Source organism: Pseudoalteromonas sp. ND6B (assembly GCF_000764215.1).
In the GTDB taxonomy this organism is placed as follows: domain Bacteria; phylum Pseudomonadota; class Gammaproteobacteria; order Enterobacterales; family Alteromonadaceae; genus Pseudoalteromonas; species Pseudoalteromonas tetraodonis.
The window spans coordinates 42,712-65,748 of the sequence record NZ_JQFL01000035.1 but is presented as its reverse complement, the minus strand read 5'-3'; the positions used below and the strand labels follow the sequence as shown (position 1 = coordinate 65,748).

Genomic DNA, 23,037 nt, shown 5'->3' with positions numbered 1-23,037 from the left:
TTATATAGTTTGAAATGTGATTACTCTGACCATACCGCAAATTCATTTCCATTAGGATCGCTAAAGTGAAATCGTCTACCACCGGGAAATGAAAATGTAGGCTTAATTATTTTGCCTCCAGCTTTTTCAATTTTATTTTGAGTCGCTTCAAGGTCATTACTGTATAACACAATTAACGGGCTTCCGTTTTTAGTAGAAACAACCAAGTCAGATTTAAAGAAACCACCATCAACCCCTTGCGCGGTAAAACTACAATATTCTGGGCCATAATCTACAAATGACCAGCCAAACACCGTACTGAAGAAAGCCTTTGTAGCTGCAATATTTTGTGCAGGAATTTCAATATAGTTAATTTTATTATTTTGAGTCATTTTAGTTTTTTACCCTTATTATCACTTATCTTATTTGTGGCTTGTGCAAGCAATAAAGATAGCAGCAATAGCATAAACGGCTGATAAAGTTTTATAAGAATGTGCTTAGACACCCTACTTATAATTAATGCTGAATAAAACCTAGTTAAAAGGCATTTGAAAGTACAAAATTAAAGATGGGTGTCTTGTTTATTTATTTTTTTATTGAATAATAAGCTCATGGGCTAAAATTCGAGCGAAGCGGGTCAACCCACGTATTAGCGTCCCAGCGACCAAAGGGACTCCCAACAGCGTTTTGTTAGCTGCTCAGCTGCGTGATATGCAACAGTTCACCCACTGGCCCCCATAAATAAAAGACCTTACCCCAAGCTTCTTGTTGGATTGGGGTAATCTTTGTTTTGTGTTCGGATTTAAAGCATAACTCATATGCTTCGTAGATGTCTGAAACGCAGATTTGCAACATAAAATTTTTGGCCAAATCTTCATTGTAAAAGCGCTGCAAAAAGAAAAGACAATCACCGTTTTCAAAAAGTGTGAGATCGTCGGTTACGTATTCTGATTTAAATCCAATTTCCGAGTAGAAAGACTTTGAAATTTCGAAGTCCTTACTTGGAATAAATGTTTTTATATCTATTACATCCATGATTCTTTCCAAAGGCAGCTAACGCCGCATTAAAGTGTGAGTAACGCTACCAAAAAACCTCACCATACCACCGAAAACACAAAAACCTAAGATGGAATCAAAAATGCCAAGCGTTGGGAATCACTCTTCAATGCTTTGTTAGTCTAAGCAAACTGAAATTCCCCACCATGCTCTTCCATTATAAATGAAAGGTTTTGTGCGGCATTTTGAAATATTTTTTGGATGATTCCTTGAATCCCATACCATTGCTGAGACAACTGATAATCAGAATGTATTGTGTCATCAGAAAAATCGACGCCGGCCAAGTGAGCAACTTTGGCTAAACCAAAGACTAAGTCAAAAGTAATGGGCTCACCTAAACGATGTGCTAACCTATTTCTAATACGATTCATTTCGATCAAAAAATCAGCCATTGATTGCCAAATTAAACCACGATTTAGCGCTAACTTAACCTTATTAGGAAAACTCATGTTAAATGGGTTTATCTTCTCACTATCGTCAAGCTTCAACTTTATTAATTGAACTAATACTGACTCAAGCAATAAATGACCTGTTAGATATGCACCCAACTCAGCGTTGTTGAATAATTCGAGAATGTGCTCAAGATCTGGTGTTTCTCTATCTTCCCAAATGTTATCTGCCATATAGACTCACTTACTATTGGATTAGGCTAACAATTTTATAGTACGCGATTTGCGCATATCTATACCAACGCTGCGCTAATTTTGCTTCTTCATTTATAGTTCTAACAAATTAGCTAACACATTGCTATCATTAAGTTTTATTATTTTAAGCAGTGCTAATTTGAACAATAGGCTCGCGTCGCTCATTTTCCTGAGTATGAGTGCACACTAGAGCTTACTCACTTAGCCCATAAAACGTTTTGACAAATCTGCATAAAAACCACAAACTACCTACCAGTAGATTGATTTAGCTAAAGTGATTTTAAAATGCATAAACCTGTGGTTATTATTGGTGGTGGCTTAGCGGGCTTATATGCCGCTTACAGCCTAAAAAAACGTGACATTCCGTTTTTATTATTAGAGGCCAAAGCCAATTTGGGTGGCAGGATTACCTCTCACTTTTTAGCGACTAACAACAGCATTGGCCACGATTTGGGCCCTACCTGGATATTTCCGCACCAGCCTAATATTCAACAGTTAGTTACTGATTTAAACATCCCTGTGTTTGAGCAATACACACAAGGCGATGTGTTGTATCAAGCATCGCATACTGCCCCTGCACAGCAAATTGCAGGGGCGGGTGAAATGCAGCTATTTAGAATACAAAACGGCATGAGCGAGCTTATTAATGCGCTTTATCAGCAGCTTGACCCAAACACCGTTAAATTAGAGCACGCTGTTAGTGAAGTGAAAAAGCTTTCCGATGGCTGGCATACAAGCGCTAATTACCAAGGGAGTACGCATCACTTTACTTGCGATCAGTTACTGTTGGCGTTACCGCCTAGAATGATCGGCCAGCATTTAACCCCGCATTTATGGGCTGATAATGTTTTAGCACAGCGTTTAGCATCGGTGCCGACGTGGATGGCAGGCCAAGCAAAGTTTGTTGCCACCTTTGAGCACGCTTTTTGGCGAGATAAAAATTTATCAGGGCAATGTTTTAGCCGTGTAGGTCCGTTAGTAGAAATACATGATGCCTCAGCAAGTGAGCATGCTCACCCTGCTCTGTTTGGCTTTATTGGTGAGCCTTACTTGCAGCGCAGTCGAGTAACTCGCGAGCAATTAACCCAAGCCTGCCTTGATCAGCTTGGCTATTTTTATGGTGATCAGGCTTATACTGCCACTCATTGCACGTTAAAAGATTGGGCTGAGGATGAATTTGTGGCCAACAAGGATGACCAAATGGGTGTATCGCAGCATCCCGAATTTAATTTTTCAGGGCTTGGCGAGCAACTCAAACAGTTAAAAGTGCATTTTGTGGGGAGTGAGTTTGCAAAGCAGGAGGCAGGCTATTTAGAGGGGGCTGTAAACGCCGTAGATAGCGCCTTAGCTAATTTAATAGATACTTAATAATGTTAAAGGCGTGCTTTTGGCACGCCTTTATAAGGTATTAGTCTTCTGATTTAATGACGGTTTCTTCACCTGTGCCAAGCATGGTTGCTAACCAACGCCCTTCGTCACTGGCTTCTAGCGCTATTTTTACAATCATAGTTAACGGCACTGATAACAACATACCCACAGAGCCTAAAAGCCAGCCCCAAAATATTAACGATAAAAATACCACTAACGTAGAAAGCCCTAACCCTTTACCCATGTATTTAGGCTCAACAATATTACCCATTACGGTATTTATAGTTAAATAACCCGCGCCAACGAGGCCTGCCACTAATGGGCCTTGAGTAATAAGCGCCAGTAACAGTGCTGGCACAGCGGCTATGATTGAACCAATGTTAGGAATGTAATTAAGCATAAATGCTAATACGCCCCATAGTACAAAGTAATCAACATCGAGTATCCACAGGTAAAAACCAGCGATTACACCGGTGGCTAAACTTACTAAGGTTTTAATGGCCAAATAAGAATTAATAGAGTCTAAAAAGCGGTCAATTTGCTTAATTTTACTGTCAGGATCGTCCAATGCTAAATGTATCTTTTTGCCAAGTATGGGCCCTTCAAACAGCATAAAAACAACCGTTAAAATAATTAAAAACATATTGGCCATTACGCTACCTAAGCCGGTTAGCATATTGGTGGCAACATCAACCATTTTACCGGGGTCGAACATAGACAAAATTTGTTCTTTATTAATTAAGATATTGTATTGCGAGGCCATATCAACCAGCCATACAAATTCTTCTTTTAATTGTGCTTTGTATTCAGGTAACTGCTTTGAAAAATCGTTAACCGACTGCCCCACTAAACCGCCTAAGCTTACACCTAAGCCCATAATAATAAGCACCACAAGCACAACCGCTATGCCTTTTGGAATACGGTACCGAGCAAAAAAATTAATGAGTGGGCTACAAATAATGGCAATGAATGCTGCCAAAATAAACGGAATAACGATAGCGCTTGCGGCTTTAATGCCCGCTAATACAATGACCAACGCTGCAAAAATAATTAAGCTTTTATTTACCCCAGTTAAACTTGCCAATACTCTTATCCTATTGCTGTTATTTGGCTTCAGTGTAAGGCAAAAGCTAATAGAATGAAATATTTATGGGTGATCATAATAATCAATGGTACGTATAAATTTGCAAATCGTTGAGCTGGGGAGTATAAATTTTAAACATCCCGCTTTATTTATAATTTTGGAGTTGCAATGCATATATTTTTTACAGGCGCCACGGGCTTAATTGGTAGGCACCTTTGCCCTTTCTTGTTGCACCACCACGACATTACGGTATTGAGTAGAAACCCAACCAAAGCTAAAGTATTGTTAGGCCACAGAGTAAATGCTGTTAGTAGCTTAGAAGATGTAGATTTTAATACGGTCGATATTGTCATTAATTTAGCCGGCGAACCTATTGTTAATAAACGCTGGAGTGATAAACAAAAAGCAAAAATACGCGATAGCCGAATTATTATTACCCAAGCCATAAGTGAAGCAATTAATCAGTGTCATACACCGCCACATACGTTTATTTCAGGCAGTGCAATAGGCTATTATGGTCGCCAAGGTAAAACCCAAGTTGATGAAAACAACACAGAACCGCACGATGAATTTAGTCACCAACTTTGTAAAGATTGGGAACTCGCTGCATTAAAAGCTGAGTCTGACGATACTCGTGTTTGCTTACTTCGCACAGGCATTGTACTGGCTAAAAAAGGCGGCGCACTTGGAAAAATGTTGCCTGCATTTAAGCTTTGTTTAGGCGGGCCAATTGGCAATGGCGAGCAAGGTATGTCGTGGATCCACATTGATGACATGGTGCAGCTCATTTTATTTTTGATTCGTAATCAAGATATCTCTGGTGCTGTAAATGCAACTGCCCCGCATCCGGTGAGCAATAAACAATTTAGCCAATCATTGGGTAAAGCACTGTCACGTCCTGCCTTTATGCCCATGCCTGCAGCTGTGCTCAATGTTCTAATGGGAGAAATGGCAGATCTACTTACAACCGGCCAATTTGTGGTGCCTAAAAAAGCATTAGAAAATAATTACCGTTTTCACTTTTCTGAAATCGATGCCGCATTAAAAAGTTTAGTTTAACGACTGACCTTAAAGGGTTAAGTTTGTAGCAAGGGAGTATAAAGTTAATACTTTTTACTCCCTTGCTATTTTAGTGTTACTACCTAATAATGAGTTAAGCGTTATTTCTTATTCAGCTAAAAGAGCAACTAAAACATGCTTCATTTACCCACATTAATTAGCCTCTGTTTTATTCTTAACTTGTTTATTGCAGTATTCTTTTTTTCTGTGTATTCATATAAAAAACAACCTAGCTTTTTATTTTTTGCTACTGCCTGCTGCTCGTTTATAACCGCTATTGCCCTAATTGGTTTAAGAGGGGTGATTGACTATCCACTTTTAACTTACTTTTTTGCTTACCTGTTTATTATTTTAACCCCACTCCTGCTTATTTTAGGGTTAATACCACAAAGTACGGTGCCTGCAGTAAAGCTAACGCCTTTATATTATGCCTGTGCTATATGTTGCACATTGCTACTTGCTGTGTATCTCATTGATGCGGGGCAAATTATTACCAGTATCATTACTGCCGTACTATTTAGCTACGCGGCCTATTTAATGATCAAAACCCCCAGTGTTGCTAAAGTACAGCAACGACTACTAATTGCCTGCTTTTCACTACACAGTGTAGTAATGCTGTTGCAAGTTGTACTCCTTGTTTTACCCTACTTTAGCCAAATTAGTCAGGCGAACTTAGCCGCAGGGTTACAACTATTATTGGTCTCGCATTTATTTTTAACCACAGCCAGTGCATTAATTCTGCCGTTTATTGCTTTTGCCAATGAAGAATCAAAACTAATAAACTTAGCGAATCACGATCCGCTTACACAATTATTAAACAGGCGAGGCTTTTTCCGCCTGTGTAAAAAAATAACCCACACTGCACCACTTAACAGCAGAGTGTCGTTAATTATGCTCGATATCGATCTTTTTAAACAAGTGAACGACCAATATGGCCATGAAACTGGCGACGAAGCAATAAAGTGGATTGCACAACATATTAACGAATTGTTTTTTGAAGCAGGCATTACCGCTCGAATTGGCGGAGAAGAGTTTGCTATTTTCCTTAACCAAAAAAATCTTACTCAAGCAAGGCAGTTAGCCCAAAAGCTATGCAAAAGTATTGATCAATATCCCTTTTATTTTAACGGTAATAGTATTGCACTGTCTGTTAGTGCTGGAGTAAGTAGCGCACTTATTCGCGATTTAAATATGCAAGAGCTGCTATTACAAGCTGATAAACGCCTTTACCTTGCTAAAGAAACGGGCCGAAATAAAGTTGTTACTCATGATGAAAAAAGCGCACTCATGAATAGCCCCTCTGCCATTATTTAATTTGGCGATAAAAAAGCGAGGTCAAACCTGACCCCGCTTTATAATCAAACCAATTAATTTTATTACTTACTGATCCAAGGCGTTACTTTAACTACCTCGTTTATATCAGCCAATACTTTGGTGTCGTTTTGCCAGCTGTCTATTACTTCAAAATAACATACTGATTCTTCGCATGTTATGCGCTCATCATCAAATTGTTTAGGCGCATTAAAAGTAACAACCACCCCTTTTTGCTCAGGCAGTAAAAACCACATTAGTTTGCTAACAAAAAAGCCCGACAAGTCTGTTAAAAGCGCTTCAAGCTCATTATTAATGGTTAATAATGATTGCTTTGAAAAGGTTAGCCCTTCTAGCTCGTTGGCCTCTATTTGAAGCTTTAACTGACAATCATGAACCGGATTTTTAGGCTGAACCACAATCACCGCTTTGTCAGTATCGAGCTGCTTATCATACGGTAATAACAGTTGCGCTTTGTCAGTGTAATTAAGCGGGTACTCATTTTTTTCAGTTAAAATAGTCCCGCTTTTGATACTACATACTTCGTTAGTACCAATATCGCTAATATAAAAGTTTACGCGGGCGTACTGAAAATCGCCTTTGTTTACTACTTTTAAACGGTCGTAAAAACCGTCATACGACATAACAAACTCTTTAGCATAGGTGTTATTTGCCGCTATTGCTAAAAAGCAGGTCGCTATAGTCGTAACTAATTTTAATACTGGTTTATTCATCAAAGTACGCTCGGTTTTGATTGATCATCGTATTTAGCTCTTCAATATACGCTTCACCACGCTCTGAGTAGGACATCAGCCCAAGGGTTAGCTTAGTCGCCTTAATTGGCTTTTGCTGTGCGCGTAAATCTTCACGTATACTGCGTAATTGTTTATAGGCATTATGCGTATTAATATTTCTAAAATATGACGTTACTGCAGCGCGAACCGATTTAAATGCAGCCACTTCATGCTCGGCTTCATTATCACGTCTTCTTGGCACCATGCCACAGCCTTTTTTGTAGCACCATTGGCCAAAAAAGTTTAAGCCTATTCGGGCAAAGCGTGAGGTACCCCATGCCGACTCATTAGCAGCTTGCATTAGGGCAAGTTCTTTAGGAATAATATCTACACGGCGCAGCGCTTGAGTTAGTGTAAGCGTGTCTAAGGTTTCAGGTAAGCGGTATAATTTAAGTATTTTTTTAATATCGCTCGCTTGTTTTTTACTTAACGGCTCGTCGTGTTCTAGCATCATGCGCGCAATTTCAATGTTTGCACGTTGCTGTAAAATCTTTTTGTTTTCGGCTTCTACATGGGGCTTAATGAAGTTAAAAAACGCATGCTTTTTCTCTTTTACATCGGTGTATTCTGAGAATTTTGGCAACTTAACATTGTGCAATGGTTTTTCTTTCTTCTTTTCTTTTTTAATGTCGTCAGCACGTGTTTGTTCATCTGAAACAAACTCATCAGTTTGTATAAATGGATGAGTAAGTGCCCAAATAACAAGGGCGGCTAACAACAACTGAAAAATAGTTTTTAACATGTATTATCTCAATTAAACTCTAAGTTATGTATGGTGTAGTCACATACATACGAACACTCATTATACCTAAGCCACTTTATAAACGCGAATACCGAACAACTGAATAAAATTCATACGCCTATTGTGAGTTATTTATAATATACTAAGCGTTAAAGTCGTAGATATAGAGATAGGTTGTGACATGGATAAACAGTGGCAAAATAGAATAATTGAACAATATAAACACCGCCCAAACGATAACCGCTCTCCTTGGCAAATAGACCGCTCTCGAATTATTCATGCTGCAGCATTTAGACGCCTTCAAGCCAAAACTCAAATAATGGGTATTGGTTTAAATGACTTTTATCGCACACGTCTTACCCATTCTTTAGAAGTATCGCAAATAGGCACGGGCATATTACGTCACTTAAAAGCCCTGCACCCTCGTTTTGAACATTTTCCATCAACCGGATTACTCGAAACCTTATGTTTAGCGCACGACATCGGCCATCCGCCCTTTGGGCACGGCGGAGAAATTGCGCTTAACTACATGATGCGTGATCATGGCGGGTTTGAAGGTAACGCACAAACACTACGAATAGTTGCCAAACTAGAGCCTTACAGTAATGGCTATGGCATGAACTTAACAAGGCGCACATTATTAGGGTTTATAAAGTATCCTGGTTTTATCGATCAGTTGTGGTACAACATTCCCAAAGTAGATAAACAAAGCGCGTTTATAAAAGCCGACGACTGGCGACCTGCTAAAGGTATTTACAATGACGATGCACCTATATTTAATTGGATCATTGAACCACTGAGTCAAAATGATAAAGCATTATTAACCAGCCAAAATATTGTAGATTCATACCGAGCTAAAACACGCTATAAATCTCTCGATAGTGCCATTATGGAACTGGCTGATGACATTGCCTATGCCGTACACGATCTTGAAGATGCCATAGCCACCGATGTGTTAAGCCTAGACGATTGGTTAACCCATGCATTGCCGCACTTACAAGCACTCAACTATGATTGGTTAAATACGCTACTTAAATCACTTACAGAGCGATTATTTTCAAAACACGAACATGAGCGTAAAGATGCCATTGGTGAATTAGTAAATACCTTTATTATTCATATTCATTTAGACATACAAAACGATGCCTTTGAATGCCCTATTTTAAAGCACACCGCTAAATTAGATCAGCAATACGAAAGCGTATTACAAATACTTAAGCATTTTGTGTTTCAACGCTTGATACGCGACCCTCAAATGCAGCAAATAGAATTTAAAGGGCAGAACCTGCTTATTGAGCTGTTTACCGCATTTGCCAGCGATCCAATGCGGTTATTACCCGAAACCACGCAAGCACTTTACCTAGAAGCCGAAAAGCACCATCAAGGCATGCGAATTATTTGTGACTACTTAAGCGGTATGAGTGACGAATACGCTTATAAAACTTATCAACGGTTGTTCTCACCCATACAATAAAGTAGTGAGCATAAAAAAAAGCCGAGTCACTTAAGTAACTCGGCTTTTCGTTAGCTTATAAAGTCACATTAAAGTGATTTAATGCCCATGTTGTATAGCGTAAAACCGTACATGTCGGCATAAAGATCAATAATTTTACTGGTTGGTGTACCCGCACCGTGGCCTGCATTGGTTTCAATACGAATAAGCGTTGGATTAGTGCCCGCTTGCTTCGCTTGAAGCTCTGCTGCGAATTTAAATGAATGCGACGGTACAACGCGGTCATCATGATCGCCTGTAGTGATCATCGTCGCCGGATATTCAACCCCTGCTTTTACATTATGAATTGGCGAGTAGCCTTTTAAGTAATCAAACATTTCTTTACTTTGGTCGCTAGTACCGTAATCGTATGCCCAGCCAGCACCCGCTGTAAAAGTATGATAACGAAGCATATCGAGTACGCCTACCGCAGGTAACGCCACTTGAAATAAGTCAGGTCGCTGGGTCATTACGGCACCGACTAATAACCCGCCGTTTGAACCACCTCGCAGTGCTAGGCGCTTTTTAGAGGTGTATTTTTTATCTTGTAAGTATTGTGCAGCGGCAATAAAGTCGTCAAATACGTTTTGCTTTTGCAATTGCGTACCTGCTTTATGCCACTCTTTACCATACTCACCGCCACCACGAATGTTTGCCACTGCGTATACGCCGCCTTGCTCAAGCCAAGCCGCTGTTGTTGAACTAAAGCGAGGTGTTAAGCTTATATTAAAGCCACCATAGCCATATAAAATAGTTGGGTTGCTACCGTCTAATTTAATATCACTTTTGTAAGTAATAATCATCGGTACTTTAGTGCCATCTTTAGAGGTATAAAATACTTGCTCAGAGGTATACTTATCGCTGTTAAAATCGATACCTGACTTACGATATACTTTTGACTCACCACTTTGTACATCAAAGCTGTAAGTCGTGCCAGGGGTTTTATAGTTAGTAAATGAGTAATAAAGCGTAGTTTGCTCTTTTTTACCGCCAAAACCACCCGCCGTACCAACGCCTGGTAAACTAATATCGCGGATCAATTCGCCCTGCTTGTTGTACTGCTTCACTTTAGAGATAGCATCAACCATGTAGTTGGCAAAGAATGTGTTACCGCCAAGCGTTACATTAAGTACGTTTTCGGTTTCTGGAATAAAGTCTTGCCAGTTTTCAGGTTGCGGGTTGCTTGCATCAACCGTCACTACTTTTTTATTTGGAGCATTTAAGTTAGTAACCAAAAATAGCTTGCTGCCTTCGTTATCAATCACGCTGGTATCAGAGTCGGTATTACCCACTACAGTAACAAACTCGCTATCTGGCTTAGTTAAATCTTTAATAAATAATTTATTGCCTGAGGTCGATACGCTAGCAGTAATAAACAAATAACGGCCATCTTTGGTCGCTTTAGCGCCCACATAACGGTGTTTTTGCTCAGCGGTATCGCCAAATACTAGCGTATCCTCGCTTTGGGCTTGGCCTAATTTATGGTAGTACACTTTATGTTGATCAGTTTTTGCAGAAAGCTCACTGCCTTCTGGTTTGTCGTAGCTTGAATAATAAAAACCATCATTTGCCAACCAACTTACGCCACTAAATTTAACATCAACCAGTGCTTGCTCTACTTGCTCTTTGGTTTCGGTGTCTATAACAATGATTTTACGCCAATCACTGCCACCTTCCGATATTTGGTATGCTAACAATGAGCCGTCTTCTGAAAATGATAAGCCCGACATTGAAGTGGTACCATCTTCACTAAAGCTATTAGGATCTAAGAAAATCTCAGCCTCGCCGCCGTCTTTACTGCGGTATAAAACGTACTGATTTTGCAGGCCATCATTTTTGTAAAAATAGGTGTAATCACCTTCGGTGAACGGCGCGCTGATTTTTTCGTAGTTCATTAACTTTTCAAGGCGCTGCTTTAACGTATCTCTGTACGGTATTTGCTCTAAATATGAAAAGGTTAGGTTATTTTGTGTTTTAACCCATTGAGCCGTTTCATCACTCATATCATCTTCTAACCAACGATACGGATCAGCCACATTTTCACCAAAGTAAGTGTCAACCACTGTGCCTTTTTTAGTTTCAGGGTAATCTAGAGAGTTAACTGCTTTCATTGCTGTTTTTACTTCATTTTGAGAGGTGTTTTCTGCAGGTTGTGAACAACCCGCAAGTGCGATTACAACCGCACAGGTCAGTGTTTTTTTTAGCATTGTTATTTTATTTCCTTGTTGATAATCAATCTAAGTTATTAACTTTTCCTGCTTTTGTCTATTAAGATGCGGTAAACGTCATTTATCGCTGTTAACCTGCGCTTAGTTACGCTTAAATACATTAATGAACAACGTTTAAACACCAATAGGCTAAGTAATGACAGAAACCCAATCCTTTAAAAGCTTTAAACGCTTTTACCCTTATTACTTAAAAGAGCATCGTAATCAAACCTGCCGTAGATTGCATTTTATAGGCAGTAGTTTAGTACTGTTACTGGCAGGCTATGCGTTTTTTAGCTCACAACTTATGTTGTTATGGTTATTACCAGTGATTGGTTATGGCTTTGCGTGGGTTGGGCATTTCTTTTTTGAAAAAAACCGCCCTGCTACATTTAAGCACCCGTTATATAGTTTATGGGGCGATTGGGTAATGTTTAAAGATATGCTCACAGGTAAAATTAAATGGTAAATGGCGACTTACGCTACAGGCTACTCAAATAGTCCACCTGCCGCTGTAAATAAATTGTAGATTGAATGTAATTCAATTGACCTTGGTTGTAAAAATGGTCTACCTTGACAACAGAAATTTCAATTAGTTCATTAATAATTGAATTACCTGTAGAGCATTGAATGAGGGAAACTAATCATGCAACTAAAACAGCTATTTACAGCAAAAAAAACCATTACACTCAGTGTTGCCGCTGCACTACTTGGCTCCTGGTCGGTAAATGCCGCACAGCAAGAAACACAAGCAGAAGAAAATATTGAACAAATTAGTGTAATTGGCTCTCGCCGACTCGGCCGCACAGTTGAAGACAGCCCAGTTCCGATTGATATCATTAGCGGTGATGCCCTAAAAAGTTCAGGGCAAACTGAAACCAATGCACTACTGAGCACTTTATTACCAAGCTTTAATTTCCCTCAGCCATCAATCACCGATGGCAGCGACCATGTGCGCCCCGCTCAACTGCGTGGCTTAGCACCTGATCACACCTTAGTGCTCGTAAATGGTAAACGTCGCCATAGTAATGCACTGCTTAATTTAAATGGTTCAACCGGTCGTGGGTCATCATCGGTTGATTTAAACGCTATTCCAGCCAATGCCATTGAGCGAATAGAAGTATTGCGCGATGGTGCCGCTGCGCAATATGGCTCAGACGCCATTGCCGGTGTGATTAATATTGTCCTTAAAAGTAATAGCAGTGGCGGCAGCCTAGGTGCTGTATATGGAGCAAACATCACCGAAATGCAGGGTGTGCCTCAACTAGAATCCGTTTCTGAAGATGCCAATGGCAACTTAGCCTTTAATGAAGGCAGCGACCGTTCGCTGACCGACGGCCACACCTTAACCCTGCAAGGTAATATGGGGTTTGAATTGGGCGATAACGGCTTTTTAAGTATTTCTACTGAATATCGCGACCGTAGCTCAACGAATCGCTCTGATTATGACCAGCGCGAAAATTACGCCCGCCTACCTGATGGCTCTCTTGATCCGCGTGAGTTCACATGGGATCGTTACAATCATAACTTTGGCAATGGCACCGTTGAAGACTTCGCGCTGTTTTATAATGCCGGTTATCAATTAACTAACGATGCCGAGCTCTACTCGTTTGGCTCTTACAGCAAGCGTGAAGGCGAAGGCGGAGGTTTTTATCGTCGCGCACAAGACAGCCGTAACGTAACAGAAATTTATCCTGATGGCTTTTTACCGGTGATCACCTCAGATATTGACGATTTTTCGTTAGCACTCGGCGTAAAAGGTTTTGCTAATGAATGGAATTACGACGCTTCTGCTGTATACGGCCAAGATGCCTTTAACTTTGGTGTTATTGATAGCTTAAACACCTCATATGGACCTAGCAGTCAAACCAGTTTTGATGCCGGTACACTTACCTACGATCAGCTGACTATTAATCTTGATTTTAGCCGCGAGATTGATGCAGACTTTTTAGCTAGCGGAATCAACGTCGCAGTGGGCGCTGAGTATCGTCGTGAAGGCTACGAAATTCAGGCAGGCGAAGAAGCCTCATACGCACAAGGCACTTTTGGCCCTGGTGGCGCAGTAACCGACCCAGTTAATGGCCCATTTGGCTCTGCAGGTTCGCAAGTATTCCCGGGGTTCACACCTGAGTCTGCGGGTGATAACAGCCGCCATAATGTTAGCCTTTACGTTGATTTAGAAGCCTTTATTACAGATAACTGGAATGTTGCCGTCGCAGCGCGTTACGAAGACTACTCTGACTTTGGTGATACGCTTAATGGTAAAATTGCTACCCGTTATACGCTAACAGAAGATTTAGCATTACGCGGCTCTGTATCAACCGGCTTTAGAGCGCCCTCTCTGCAACAGCAATATTTTACTTCAGTGGCCACCGTGTTTGTTGATGGTATTCCAACACAAACAGGGACGTTTGCCCCAAGCAGTGATGTAGCCGTTGCATTGGGATCACCGGGCTTAGATGCAGAAGAAGCCACCAACTACGGGGTAGGTTTTACCTGGTCAACCGACTTTAATTTCAGCTTATCTGTGGATTATTACCAAATATTAATTGATGACCGTATTGTGTTATCAAATAACCTGTCGGGCGCAGGTGTAGCAAGCTTACTTGAGGGCACTGGAGCTAACCAAGGGCGGTTTTTCTTAAACGCGATTGATAGCAAAACCCGTGGCGTTGATGTGGTTGCCTCTTACAACCTAATGACCGATAACTACGGTGATGTAGCGTTTAATTTAGGCTATAACTACGGCAAAAACGAAGTGACTAATATTATTGCCCCACCCGCTGAGCTACAAAGCGTAGGTGTTGAACAAGATAATTTGTTCTCGGGTAATGAACTGCGCCGTTTTGAAGTAAGTACCCCGCGTAATAAATACAACCTAAGCGCTACATGGACACTAAACGAATGGCGTACCACACTTCGCAGCACTCGCTATGGTGAAACACAAGACCCATCAGAAATTCCAGAGCGTAACGAAGTGCTCAAGCCAAAGTGGATCACCGACTTAGATGTTGCCTATGCACTTAATAACAACATTACTCTGAGCTTAGGCGCGAATAATGTGTTTGATGTATACCCAGATCCAACGCGTGATTTAGTGAGCGATGTAACCACTTTCTCTCGTTTGTTCTCTTACTCGGGCTTTTCGCCATTTGGTTTTAATGGCCGCTATGTTTACGGCAAAGTTGAAATGAAATTTTAAGCTGCAGCTAAAAACAAAAAGCCACACTATTTAGTGTGGCTTTTTATTGAATTTGAACCCGATTAGATTTTAGTTAACCAACCGTGTGTATCTTCACTTTTACCCCATTGAATATCGTTCAATGCTTGACGTAAACGTGCTGTTGTTGGTCCTGGTTCACCATTACCCACTTTGTATTCATTATCGTTATGGATAAACGTACCTACTGGTGTTAATACTGCTGCAGTGCCTGAAAGTGCTGCTTCAGTGCCTGGTTTTGCTGCACGCTCTAAAAGCTCAGTTACGGTAAAGTTACGCTCGCTTACCGTCATTCCTAAATCTTTCGCAATGGTTAAAATACTATTACGAGTAACACCATGTAAAAAGGTGCTGTCGAGTGCTTTAGTAATGATTTCGTTGCCATCAATTAATATGAAGTTGGCCGCGCCGGTTTCTTGCACATCGCCACCTGGGCAAAATAAAATTTGGTCGGCTTTATATTTAGTGCGCGCTGCTGATATTGGGCCAAGCGCGCTAGCATAGTTACCACCGCTTTTAATCATACCCATATGCGGGGCACAGCGCATGCCGTCTTCTTCTAATAAAACACGTAACGCGGTAGCACCACCTGAAAAGTAGTCACCCACTGGCGATAATAACGTATAAAGCAATGAGCTCATTGAAGGCGCAGCCGCTTTGCCAATGGCAGCTTCAGTACCAATGTGGGTTGGGCGAATATACATAGAACCAGGAGGAAGCGGCGTTTCATCGGCGTATTCACGAACAATATCGATGATCATTGTTTTTAGCATCTCGCCATCAACCGCTGGTAAACTTAATAACTCAGAACTTTGCTGCATACGTGCAATGTTTGCATCCATTCTAAAAATATTTACCGAACCATCTTCATGGCGAAAGGCTTTTAAACCTTCAAAACATGTACTTGAATAATGAAGAACGTGTGCACCTGCATGCAACTCAAGCTTATCGCAAGGAACAATTGAGCTTTCGCCCCACTGATTGTCAGAAAACTTAGCTTGAATCATCTGCGGCATAAACACAGTACCAAATGCGGCCATTTTTATTCTCTCTTGTGTGGTCTATTTTTCTCCATTGTATGACAACCCGCTACTGTTTAACCATAGCAAAACAGGGTGTTTTTAAATTAATTAGACGAATTTTTTGCATGTACTGATGATTATTTAATCAAAAAAGCACTTACTAACTCTTTAATGCAATAATCAGCTAACAATTTAAGGTTAGCCGATTATTTAATGCATACATTATAGTAGCGGCTATTTTATTAACCTCTATTTAAATGAATAACGAAATATACGTTTTAACACCGAGGTATATTGGTGAAAAAAACCGCCGGTGTTGTATGCAATGCCCTGCTTTTGTAAAGCAGCTTGCACTTGTGGTGCTATTTCTTGGTAGCGTGACGATGGCATATCAGGAAATAAGTGGTGTTCGATTTGAAAACTTAAATGCCCCGTTAAAATATGAAACCAACGCGCCCCTTTAATGTTTGACGACCCAAGCGCTTGGCGATAATACCACTGACCTTGGCTTTCGTTTTCACAATCTTGCTCGTAAAAGGTATGCGTTTGCTCGGTAAAATGGCCACAAAAAATAATGGTTGATGTCCATAAATTACGAATTAGGTTCGCCAATAAGTTACCGCTTAGCACCCATAAAAACAGAGGCCCCGCTAAAAGTGGAAACAGCACATAGTCTTTAATTAATTGGCGCGCCCCTTTACTAAAAAAGCGTTTTTTTAACGTACTATGCGCTACAGCCCCTTTGCGGTTTGGCTTCTTTTTACCTATAAACACACGCTCACCCGCCAGCTCATGGTACGACACGCCCCACTGAAATAGCACACTTAAATTTAAATAGGTAATAAACTGCCAAGTATTTTTTAAACGCCATTTAAAGTCATTACTTAATCTTAATAAGCCATAACCAAAATCGCGGTCTTTGCCAATAATATTAGTGTAAGTATGGTGCTCAAAATTGTGTACTCGGTTCCAACTTTGGCCGTCGCAGGCTATATCCCACTCGTATGTTTTTGAATTAAGCTGTTTGTCGTTCATCCAATCGTATTGACCATGCATTACATTGTGGCCAATTTCCATGTTGTCGAGAATTTTAGCCAAAGCCAGTAATAACACACCCGCCACCCAAAGTAAGGGCTGAATAAAACCAAGCATTAATAAAATGCGCCCACCTATTTCGCACAGTCGCTGCTTGCGGACAATAGAGCGTATATAATTAGCATCCTTTTGCCCTACTTTGGCAAGCGTCGACATTTTTATGCCATCTAAATCTTCGGCTAATTGTTGATAATTTATGGTTGTCATAGCTGTAACTCCAAATCACTGACCGCTTGGCTAACACACAGTTGAATTAACTGCTCGCCGTTATCTGATAACTCACCGGTTTTTAAATTGCGCACCACGCCCGTTTTTTTAATGCACTGGCATTGATGACAAATACCAATCCCACACCCTCGCTGCACAGGTAGTTTTTTTGCCTCAAACTGAGTTAACAACACCTCATTCGCTGCTACGTCGTGGTGATCATTATTAATTTTTACAGTAAATTGACTGTCATCATTTAAGCTTGGCAATGCAAGGCTAAAGGCTTCTTGGTAATAGGTTAAATGATGCTGGTTTGCAAAATGTGCAATTTTTTGCATAAACGCTGCTGGCCCACAGCAGTAAATATCAGGATTGTCATCGATGTTTATATGCGTAGTTAATTGCGGGCTCATATCGCGAGTGAGTAACAAGTAAGAAAAATGCGCATAACGCTCTGCTAATGCGGCAAGTTCTTCAACGCATTGGTGCTCATTAGCTTTTGCAAAATACAGTAATTTGATGGTGTGCTGAGTATTTGCTAATTGCTGGCTAAGCATTGCCAGCATAGGTGTAATACCCGAGCCACCAGCAACAAAGGTGCTGGCTTTATGCCAGCTTTTAAATACAAAGTCGCCACTTGGCGCAGAAATATTACACCACGACGGCGCCTTTAATGTGCTTTGCAACTGAGCTGTAAAACGTCCTTGCTCATTGGTTTTAATTAAAACTCGCAGCAATCCGGTTGCTTTGTATTGCGCGGGGCTGCAAGCAAGCGTATATACACGGGTAAGCAAACGCCCGTTGAGCTCAAGCGTTAAACTAATATGCTGGCCCGCAATGTGGGCGCGCCACTGTTTATTGGGTTTAAGCGTTACACTTAAAAACTGACCACTCAACGCGTGTACATCAATAATTTGCGCACGAAAAAAGCCGGCTCGCCATGCAGGTTTAACGACCTGTATTAAGGGCTCTATGTAAGCGGCAAAGCTTTGATGGTGTAAAAACCATTTTGAAAATTGGTCTAATACCGAAGTTAACATGGTGATTAATTCTCTACTTAAATCGACTACCCATCACTTTGTGTTAAGCGAATTCACGCAAACACATGTACTGGGCTTTAAATATTTGAGCCTACACGTGTAAGCTCAACTTTCAGCGCACAAGTGTACGCTCGAATTTTTAAATTTCAACCCCAATAGAGTAATTATTCAATTTTTTTAAAGCGGTCTTTAATCCCTATATCCGCAAAGTTAGTTAAACACCTAAGGGGCATAAACAAGCTCATTAAGCTAAAAACCAACATTAAACCGGTTAAATAGTGTGTAATTTCATTCATCCCAAATACTTAACACTGTGATTAATAGCGTGCTAAGGTAGTTAAAATTTAGTTAATTTTGGAAGCCATTATGAACAAAGTAACAACGCGTAAAAAATTTTCTACACTCGCCACAGCCAGTTGTGCATTGGCATTTTCGGCGCTTACCAGCCTTAGTGCTCACGCAGTTGATTTTAAAGAACTGGATAAATTAGCGCTTAATGTAAAACCGGTCACTGTTGCCCAAGGGATTTCCATTCCGTGGGCTATTGAGGCTCTGCCAAACGGTGATTTATTAATAACCGAGCGCAGTGGCACCTTGTATTTACTGCGTAAAAATACCACCAGCTTAACTAAAATCTCTGGGCTACCTAAAATTGATGCCAACGGCCAAGGCGGCCTACTTGATTTAGAACTGCATCCTGATTTTGCTAATAATCAATGGCTGTATATCACTTACTCAAGCAGTGAAGGTGACGGCGCTGGCAGTAACACTGCACTTATGCGTGCAAAGCTAAGTAACGATCACAGCCAATTGCGCGAGCCACAACAATTATACAAAGGCGAGCATAACTCTAAAAAAGGCCAGCACTACGGCAGCCGCATTGTGTTTGATAACCAAAATTATGTGTATTTTTCCATTGGCGATCGCGGCTCGCGAGATATTAACCCACAAGATTTAAGCCGCGATGGCGGTAAAATTTATCGTTTACACGACGATGGTAAAATTCCAACTGACAACCCATTTGTAAACCAAAAAGACGCAAAACCAGCGATTTGGTCTTACGGGCATCGTAACCCACAAGGCATGTGGTTCGATGGTGAAAATAATGTATTTTGGGCACACGAACACGGCCCCCGTGGCGGTGATGAGCTTAATATGATTAAACCTAAAACTAACTACGGCTGGCCAGTGGTGAGTTATGGTATTAACTACAGCGGCACCTCGTTTACCGATTTAACCGAAAAATCAGGCATGCAAGCGCCCACATTACAATGGACACCCTCTATTGCTCCTTCAGACATGCTGCTCGTAAAAGGTGACAAGTATCCTGAGCTTAAAGGAAAATTTTTACTCGCTTCAATGAAATACGCGTTTATTAGCGTACTTGAAATAGCAGATGGCAATGTCGTTAAACAAAGTAAATTACTGGAAGGCATTGGTCGTATTCGCAGTCTAGCACAAAGTGATGATGGCACTATTTACTTAGGATTGGACGGCCAAGGCATTATGCGCCTTGACCCACAATAATCTTTTAATAAGCTAATTACAGTAACAGCAAACTTTTTGCGTCTTCACTGCGTATTGTTTCTGTAATTAGCTAATAAACAACGAGGGTGTTGATGTTTTCATTTTTAAAGCCAGATCCAATCAAAAAATTACGTAAAGAATACGACGCAAAATTAGAACAAGGCATGCAAGCGCAAAGAAAAGGCGATATAAAAAGCTACGCTATGTTAACCGACGAGGCTGAAAAAATTTGGAATGAAATAGAAGCGCTCGAAGCCAAAAAAGCCCAGTAAACATTTAACCAAATGAGTTTAAACCTATCCCCCGCATTAACAGTGCGGGGTTTGTATTTCCCAGACTAAATAACTTCGATAAACATTTATCCAACTAAGTAAAATTAGATACACTTCTTATAAGTTCACTTTGCATTTCCCCCATCACGTTATTACAGCCCTATTGGTGCGACACTCAAAAGCCATTTTATTTCTCGCATAATCAGTTGTTTACATTAAAGTTAATTAGTGGAATTATTAACCAATAATTACTTTCCTCTGTTTGAGGGATATCCACTTTTAGGTCACGGGGTATTTATGGAATTTAAGCAAGCACAAAAAGACATGGATCTCGCCTATTTTGGTGGCGCAACAGGTGTTGTTATTTCTGGGTTAGTTTGGTGTTTTGCTGGTTTAATTGCAGTACTGTATTCAACTAAAGCGAGTATGCTTACCCTGTTTATTGGTGGTATGTTTATACACCCGCTGGCTATGTTGCTATCAAAAGTACTTAAGCGCCCTGGACAACATGACTCCACAAACCCATTAGGCAAACTTGCTTTAGAAAGTACCGTTATTTTATTTGTTGGTTTTTTCCTCGCCTTCTATGTTTCTAAGCTGCATCTGCAATGGTTTTATCCAATAATGCTGTTGGCAATGGGTGTGCGTTATTTAATTTTTAATACTTTATATGGTGCAAAAGTTTATTGGCTTTTAGGTGCTGTGCTTATGCTAGCGGGAGTAGTTTGTATATTATTAAATGCTAACTTCGTCATTGGTGCTTTTGTTGGCGGCATAACAGAAGTTATATTTTCTATTGTGATCTTCAATAAATCAAAAGAGTCAGCAGTAAAAGCCTCGTAGCGAATTGTTATCTAAAAGGAAAGTTACAGATAAAGATACTCTTAGCTTAACACTATGCATCATTAACTTTAACGTCTCCATTATTTAAAAAATAGAAGTACACTGTCAGCACAAATTTAACTTAAATTTTTGCTAACAGTCCACTAATTCTCAGGCTATTTATATTCTACCTTGGCGGTTAATCGATTAAATAAACTAGGGAAAAACCGTTTTATAAACGGTGCCCAACCACTCAACCCTTGGCCTATTACAACTTCGTCTTTTTTATTATAGATTGCGGTGAGCATTTTCGATGCGGCTACATTTACATTCATACCATTTTCTATTGAAGGCTCAGGTTTGTTTTGTGCCTCTCCTTGCTCGTTCAATGAATTATGGGCAATTGCTGTTTTAATTGAGCCAGGGCAAATAGTTAAGCAATGTATATTGTGCTGCGCGACTTCGGCACGTAAGCAATCCATAAAGCCTACTACAGCGTATTTACTGCCTGAATAACCCGTTCTAAACTTAGAGCCCACTTTGCCTGCCACGCTACTAATAGCCACTACAGAACCACTTTTTCGCGCCACCATTGAAGGTAGCACTGCTTTAGTGAGGGCAATTAAACCAAAGTAATTTACTTCCATGAGTTGGCGGTACACTTTAAAGTCATTTTCTAAAAATAAACTACGCTGTGATACGCCACCATTATTTATTAAAATATCAATTGGGCCTAAGCTATCTATTTGCGCTGATACATCCTGCAGTACAGTTTCGGGCTTTGATAAATCAAGGGGAATAACACGATGCCCCTCGCCTTTTAACTCGTCTTTTACTTGGTTGAGTTTATCGATATTTCGCGCTGATAAAATAACCTTCGCACCTTGCTCTGCAAATTGTTTGGCGAGCTCTTCACCAATGCCAGATGATGCACCGGTGATCCACACTGTTTTATTATTATAATCCATGGTTTACCTTATAGTCTTTGACTGATTATGCTTTAGTTGGGCCCGCTATTTCATTAACTTGCTGTTCTAAATTTTTATAAAAACCCATTAAAAATAACAGCTCTGCGGTGACATACAAAGGGCCAATAATTAAACCCACTAAATCATCAACAAAGGCGGGCTTTTTGCCTTCAAAATAATGACCAATAAACTGTAACACCCAGCCAAATACAAACACACCCACACCAATCGTCAGCCAAGATGTAAAGGGCATTGCGGCGATAGGCTGCGCTGCCACTAACAATAAAGTAAAAATGATGCCCATGATTAAACCTAGCGAAAAGCTCAGCATAAAATAGTAAACCACACTGGCAAGGACAAAAAGCTGCGCCCCATCGACATTAAAACTCCCTAGAGGAATTTCAACACGCGCTAGTAAGCACAATGCCGCAAATACAATCAGTGGAATACCAAAAAAGTGAGTTAATACGTTACGCTTTGAACGATGATACAAGCCATACTGGCCAAGTTGTTGCTGTAGAGTTTTCATAGGTTGATCCCGTTGTTATTTTTATAAGCAAAGTTCACCTTATAAAAAAGTGCGCACAATAACAACAAATACCGATGGTTATAAATTAAAAGGCTAACTAATGGCTCTCTAATTGGGTATTGATGTAAACTATTTGAAATAAATGTTTAACTGTTGGCCTTTGTAATATAAGGAAATCATCATGTTATTAAAAGCCCTAGCCATAGGCTTATTACTTGCTTTAGGCGAGATAATTAATGGCAACATTCGGGTGCGAGTTCTGCATCGATTATATGGGCAACGACGCGCTAAAACACTTAGTTTACTCTCAGGCATCGCCATTATTTTTGCTATAACTTGGTTAGCCCTGCCATGGGTTACCCCTACAAATTACCTAGATTGTTTTAAATTAGGCTTAGTGTGGCTAATGATAATGCTTAGTTTAGATATTTTTGTGGGTAGGTATTTATTTAAATATAAGTGGCAGAGAATTTTTGATGATTTTAATCTCTGTAAAGGCAACTTGCTTAGTGTAGGCATGTTGATACTTTTTATATGCCCAAGCTTGGTTTTTTGGTTGCAGATGAAAGTTATGGTTTAGATCACTGCTCTAAAAGCGC

21 protein-coding genes are annotated in these 23,037 nt (G+C 40.3%); 9 read left to right on the top strand and 12 right to left on the bottom strand.

Annotated features, from left to right (window positions below; translation table 11 throughout):
* Positions 1–20: 20 nt before the first annotated feature.
* The 3 genes from ND6B_RS10715 to ND6B_RS19925 all read right to left on the bottom strand — a co-directional run bounded on the left by ND6B_RS10715 (position 21) and on the right by ND6B_RS19925 (position 1,658).
* Positions 21–371, bottom strand: a complete 351-nt coding sequence (locus ND6B_RS10715) for a VOC family protein (protein ID WP_013465093.1) — start codon at positions 369–371, stop codon at positions 21–23.
* A gap of 298 nt (positions 372–669) precedes the next feature.
* Positions 670–1,014, bottom strand: a complete 345-nt coding sequence (locus ND6B_RS10720) for a lactoylglutathione lyase (protein ID WP_033103342.1) — start codon at positions 1,012–1,014, stop codon at positions 670–672.
* Between the two features lie 143 nt (positions 1,015–1,157).
* A complete protein-coding gene (locus tag ND6B_RS19925; RefSeq protein WP_081844555.1) occupies positions 1,158–1,658 on the bottom strand; it encodes a hypothetical protein in 501 nt (166 codons plus the stop codon).
* Between the two features lie 306 nt (positions 1,659–1,964).
* On the opposite strand from ND6B_RS19925, the gene ND6B_RS10725 reads away from it, so the two are divergent.
* On the top strand, positions 1,965–3,047 hold the full coding sequence (locus ND6B_RS10725) for a flavin monoamine oxidase family protein (RefSeq protein WP_033103341.1): 1,083 nt from the start codon (positions 1,965–1,967) through the stop codon (positions 3,045–3,047).
* 40 nt (positions 3,048–3,087) lie between these two features.
* Here ND6B_RS10725 and ND6B_RS10730 read toward each other — a convergent pair whose 3' ends face one another.
* Complete coding sequence (locus ND6B_RS10730; protein ID WP_013465095.1) at positions 3,088–4,131, bottom strand: AI-2E family transporter; 1,044 nt, start codon at positions 4,129–4,131, stop codon at positions 3,088–3,090.
* A gap of 168 nt (positions 4,132–4,299) precedes the next feature.
* Here ND6B_RS10730 and ND6B_RS10735 point away from each other — a divergent pair, with 168 nt between their 5' ends.
* Positions 4,300–5,190, top strand: a complete 891-nt coding sequence (locus ND6B_RS10735) for a TIGR01777 family oxidoreductase (RefSeq protein WP_033103340.1) — start codon at positions 4,300–4,302, stop codon at positions 5,188–5,190.
* A 135-nt stretch (positions 5,191–5,325) separates the two neighbouring features.
* Positions 5,326–6,504 carry a GGDEF domain-containing protein gene (locus tag ND6B_RS10740; RefSeq protein ID WP_033103339.1) on the top strand — a complete coding sequence of 393 codons (1,179 nt, stop codon included), beginning with the start codon at positions 5,326–5,328 and terminating at the stop codon, positions 6,502–6,504.
* 62 nt (positions 6,505–6,566) lie between these two features.
* On the opposite strand, the gene ND6B_RS10745 is transcribed toward ND6B_RS10740, so the two are convergent.
* A complete protein-coding gene (locus ND6B_RS10745) occupies positions 6,567–7,235 on the bottom strand; it encodes a DUF2987 domain-containing protein (protein WP_033103338.1) in 669 nt (222 codons plus the stop codon).
* On the bottom strand, positions 7,228–8,037 hold the full coding sequence (locus ND6B_RS10750; RefSeq protein WP_033103337.1) for a glucosaminidase domain-containing protein: 810 nt from the start codon (positions 8,035–8,037) through the stop codon (positions 7,228–7,230). The genes ND6B_RS10745 and ND6B_RS10750 overlap by 8 nt, the downstream gene beginning before the upstream one ends.
* Positions 8,038–8,218: 181 nt before the next feature.
* Between ND6B_RS10750 and ND6B_RS10755 the strand changes: the two genes are divergently transcribed.
* Positions 8,219–9,511 carry an anti-phage deoxyguanosine triphosphatase gene (locus tag ND6B_RS10755; protein ID WP_033103336.1) on the top strand — a complete coding sequence of 431 codons (1,293 nt, stop codon included), beginning with the start codon at positions 8,219–8,221 and terminating at the stop codon, positions 9,509–9,511.
* 68 nt (positions 9,512–9,579) lie between these two features.
* On the opposite strand, the gene ND6B_RS10760 is transcribed toward ND6B_RS10755, so the two are convergent.
* On the bottom strand, positions 9,580–11,736 hold the full coding sequence (locus tag ND6B_RS10760; RefSeq protein ID WP_033103335.1) for a prolyl oligopeptidase family serine peptidase: 2,157 nt from the start codon (positions 11,734–11,736) through the stop codon (positions 9,580–9,582).
* 157 nt (positions 11,737–11,893) lie between these two features.
* On the opposite strand from ND6B_RS10760, the gene ND6B_RS10765 reads away from it, so the two are divergent.
* Both ND6B_RS10765 and ND6B_RS10770 read left to right on the top strand, forming a co-directional pair.
* Positions 11,894–12,205 carry a DUF962 domain-containing protein gene (locus ND6B_RS10765; protein WP_013465102.1) on the top strand — a complete coding sequence of 104 codons (312 nt, stop codon included), beginning with the start codon at positions 11,894–11,896 and terminating at the stop codon, positions 12,203–12,205.
* A gap of 177 nt (positions 12,206–12,382) precedes the next feature.
* A complete protein-coding gene (locus ND6B_RS10770) occupies positions 12,383–14,938 on the top strand; it encodes a TonB-dependent receptor plug domain-containing protein (RefSeq protein WP_033103334.1) in 2,556 nt (851 codons plus the stop codon).
* 62 nt (positions 14,939–15,000) lie between these two features.
* On the opposite strand, the gene ND6B_RS10775 is transcribed toward ND6B_RS10770, so the two are convergent.
* The 3 genes from ND6B_RS10775 to ND6B_RS10785 all read right to left on the bottom strand — a co-directional run bounded on the left by ND6B_RS10775 (position 15,001) and on the right by ND6B_RS10785 (position 18,320).
* Positions 15,001–16,002 (bottom strand): branched-chain amino acid aminotransferase, encoded by a 1,002-nt coding sequence (locus ND6B_RS10775; protein WP_318249039.1) that lies wholly within the window; start codon positions 16,000–16,002, stop codon positions 15,001–15,003.
* A gap of 225 nt (positions 16,003–16,227) precedes the next feature.
* Positions 16,228–17,280: a fatty acid desaturase family protein gene (locus ND6B_RS10780; protein WP_033103332.1), complete on the bottom strand. Its 1,053-nt coding sequence runs from the start codon at positions 17,278–17,280 to the stop codon at positions 16,228–16,230.
* Positions 17,277–18,320: a flavin reductase family protein gene (locus ND6B_RS10785; RefSeq protein WP_033103331.1), complete on the bottom strand. Its 1,044-nt coding sequence runs from the start codon at positions 18,318–18,320 to the stop codon at positions 17,277–17,279. Before ND6B_RS10785 ends, ND6B_RS10780 begins: the two co-directional genes overlap by 4 nt.
* Before the next feature lie 366 nt (positions 18,321–18,686).
* Between ND6B_RS10785 and ND6B_RS10790 the strand changes: the two genes are divergently transcribed.
* The 3 genes from ND6B_RS10790 to ND6B_RS10800 all read left to right on the top strand — a co-directional run bounded on the left by ND6B_RS10790 (position 18,687) and on the right by ND6B_RS10800 (position 20,962).
* Positions 18,687–19,847, top strand: a complete 1,161-nt coding sequence (locus ND6B_RS10790) for a PQQ-dependent sugar dehydrogenase (protein ID WP_033103330.1) — start codon at positions 18,687–18,689, stop codon at positions 19,845–19,847.
* A gap of 92 nt (positions 19,848–19,939) precedes the next feature.
* Positions 19,940–20,119, top strand: a complete 180-nt coding sequence (locus tag ND6B_RS10795) for a DUF6435 family protein (protein WP_024603117.1) — start codon at positions 19,940–19,942, stop codon at positions 20,117–20,119.
* A 297-nt stretch (positions 20,120–20,416) separates the two neighbouring features.
* Entirely contained in the window at positions 20,417–20,962 is a 546-nt protein-coding gene (locus ND6B_RS10800) for a DUF7010 family protein (RefSeq protein WP_024603118.1), read from the top strand.
* A 155-nt stretch (positions 20,963–21,117) separates the two neighbouring features.
* Here ND6B_RS10800 and ND6B_RS10805 read toward each other — a convergent pair whose 3' ends face one another.
* Both ND6B_RS10805 and ND6B_RS10810 read right to left on the bottom strand, forming a co-directional pair.
* On the bottom strand, positions 21,118–21,909 hold the full coding sequence (locus ND6B_RS10805; RefSeq protein WP_033103329.1) for an SDR family oxidoreductase: 792 nt from the start codon (positions 21,907–21,909) through the stop codon (positions 21,118–21,120).
* A 25-nt stretch (positions 21,910–21,934) separates the two neighbouring features.
* Positions 21,935–22,438, bottom strand: a complete 504-nt coding sequence (locus tag ND6B_RS10810; RefSeq protein WP_013465113.1) for an Mpo1 family 2-hydroxy fatty acid dioxygenase — start codon at positions 22,436–22,438, stop codon at positions 21,935–21,937.
* Positions 22,439–23,037 lie beyond the last annotated feature (599 nt).

What these genes read in the sequence shown, in the direction of transcription:
- ND6B_RS10715 (WP_013465093.1), bottom strand. Translation starts at nt 371, where the DNA reads ATGACTCAAAATAATAAAATTAACTATATTGAAATTCCTGCACAAAAT.
- ND6B_RS10720 (WP_033103342.1), bottom strand. Translation starts at nt 1,014, where the DNA reads ATGGATGTAATAGATATAAAAACATTTATTCCAAGTAAGGACTTCGAA.
- ND6B_RS19925 (WP_081844555.1), bottom strand. Translation starts at nt 1,658, where the DNA reads ATGGCAGATAACATTTGGGAAGATAGAGAAACACCAGATCTTGAGCAC.
- ND6B_RS10725 (WP_033103341.1), top strand. Translation starts at nt 1,965, where the DNA reads ATGCATAAACCTGTGGTTATTATTGGTGGTGGCTTAGCGGGCTTATAT.
- ND6B_RS10735 (WP_033103340.1), top strand. Translation starts at nt 4,300, where the DNA reads ATGCATATATTTTTTACAGGCGCCACGGGCTTAATTGGTAGGCACCTT.
- ND6B_RS10740 (WP_033103339.1), top strand. Translation starts at nt 5,326, where the DNA reads ATGCTTCATTTACCCACATTAATTAGCCTCTGTTTTATTCTTAACTTG.
- ND6B_RS10745 (WP_033103338.1), bottom strand. Translation starts at nt 7,235, where the DNA reads ATGAATAAACCAGTATTAAAATTAGTTACGACTATAGCGACCTGCTTT.
- ND6B_RS10750 (WP_033103337.1), bottom strand. Translation starts at nt 8,037, where the DNA reads ATGTTAAAAACTATTTTTCAGTTGTTGTTAGCCGCCCTTGTTATTTGG.
- ND6B_RS10755 (WP_033103336.1), top strand. Translation starts at nt 8,219, where the DNA reads ATGGATAAACAGTGGCAAAATAGAATAATTGAACAATATAAACACCGC.
- ND6B_RS10760 (WP_033103335.1), bottom strand. Translation starts at nt 11,736, where the DNA reads ATGCTAAAAAAAACACTGACCTGTGCGGTTGTAATCGCACTTGCGGGT.
- ND6B_RS10765 (WP_013465102.1), top strand. Translation starts at nt 11,894, where the DNA reads ATGACAGAAACCCAATCCTTTAAAAGCTTTAAACGCTTTTACCCTTAT.
- ND6B_RS10770 (WP_033103334.1), top strand. Translation starts at nt 12,383, where the DNA reads ATGCAACTAAAACAGCTATTTACAGCAAAAAAAACCATTACACTCAGT.
- ND6B_RS10780 (WP_033103332.1), bottom strand. Translation starts at nt 17,280, where the DNA reads ATGACAACCATAAATTATCAACAATTAGCCGAAGATTTAGATGGCATA.
- ND6B_RS10785 (WP_033103331.1), bottom strand. Translation starts at nt 18,320, where the DNA reads ATGTTAACTTCGGTATTAGACCAATTTTCAAAATGGTTTTTACACCAT.
- ND6B_RS10790 (WP_033103330.1), top strand. Translation starts at nt 18,687, where the DNA reads ATGAACAAAGTAACAACGCGTAAAAAATTTTCTACACTCGCCACAGCC.
- ND6B_RS10795 (WP_024603117.1), top strand. Translation starts at nt 19,940, where the DNA reads ATGTTTTCATTTTTAAAGCCAGATCCAATCAAAAAATTACGTAAAGAA.
- ND6B_RS10800 (WP_024603118.1), top strand. Translation starts at nt 20,417, where the DNA reads ATGGAATTTAAGCAAGCACAAAAAGACATGGATCTCGCCTATTTTGGT.
- ND6B_RS10805 (WP_033103329.1), bottom strand. Translation starts at nt 21,909, where the DNA reads ATGGATTATAATAATAAAACAGTGTGGATCACCGGTGCATCATCTGGC.
- ND6B_RS10810 (WP_013465113.1), bottom strand. Translation starts at nt 22,438, where the DNA reads ATGAAAACTCTACAGCAACAACTTGGCCAGTATGGCTTGTATCATCGT.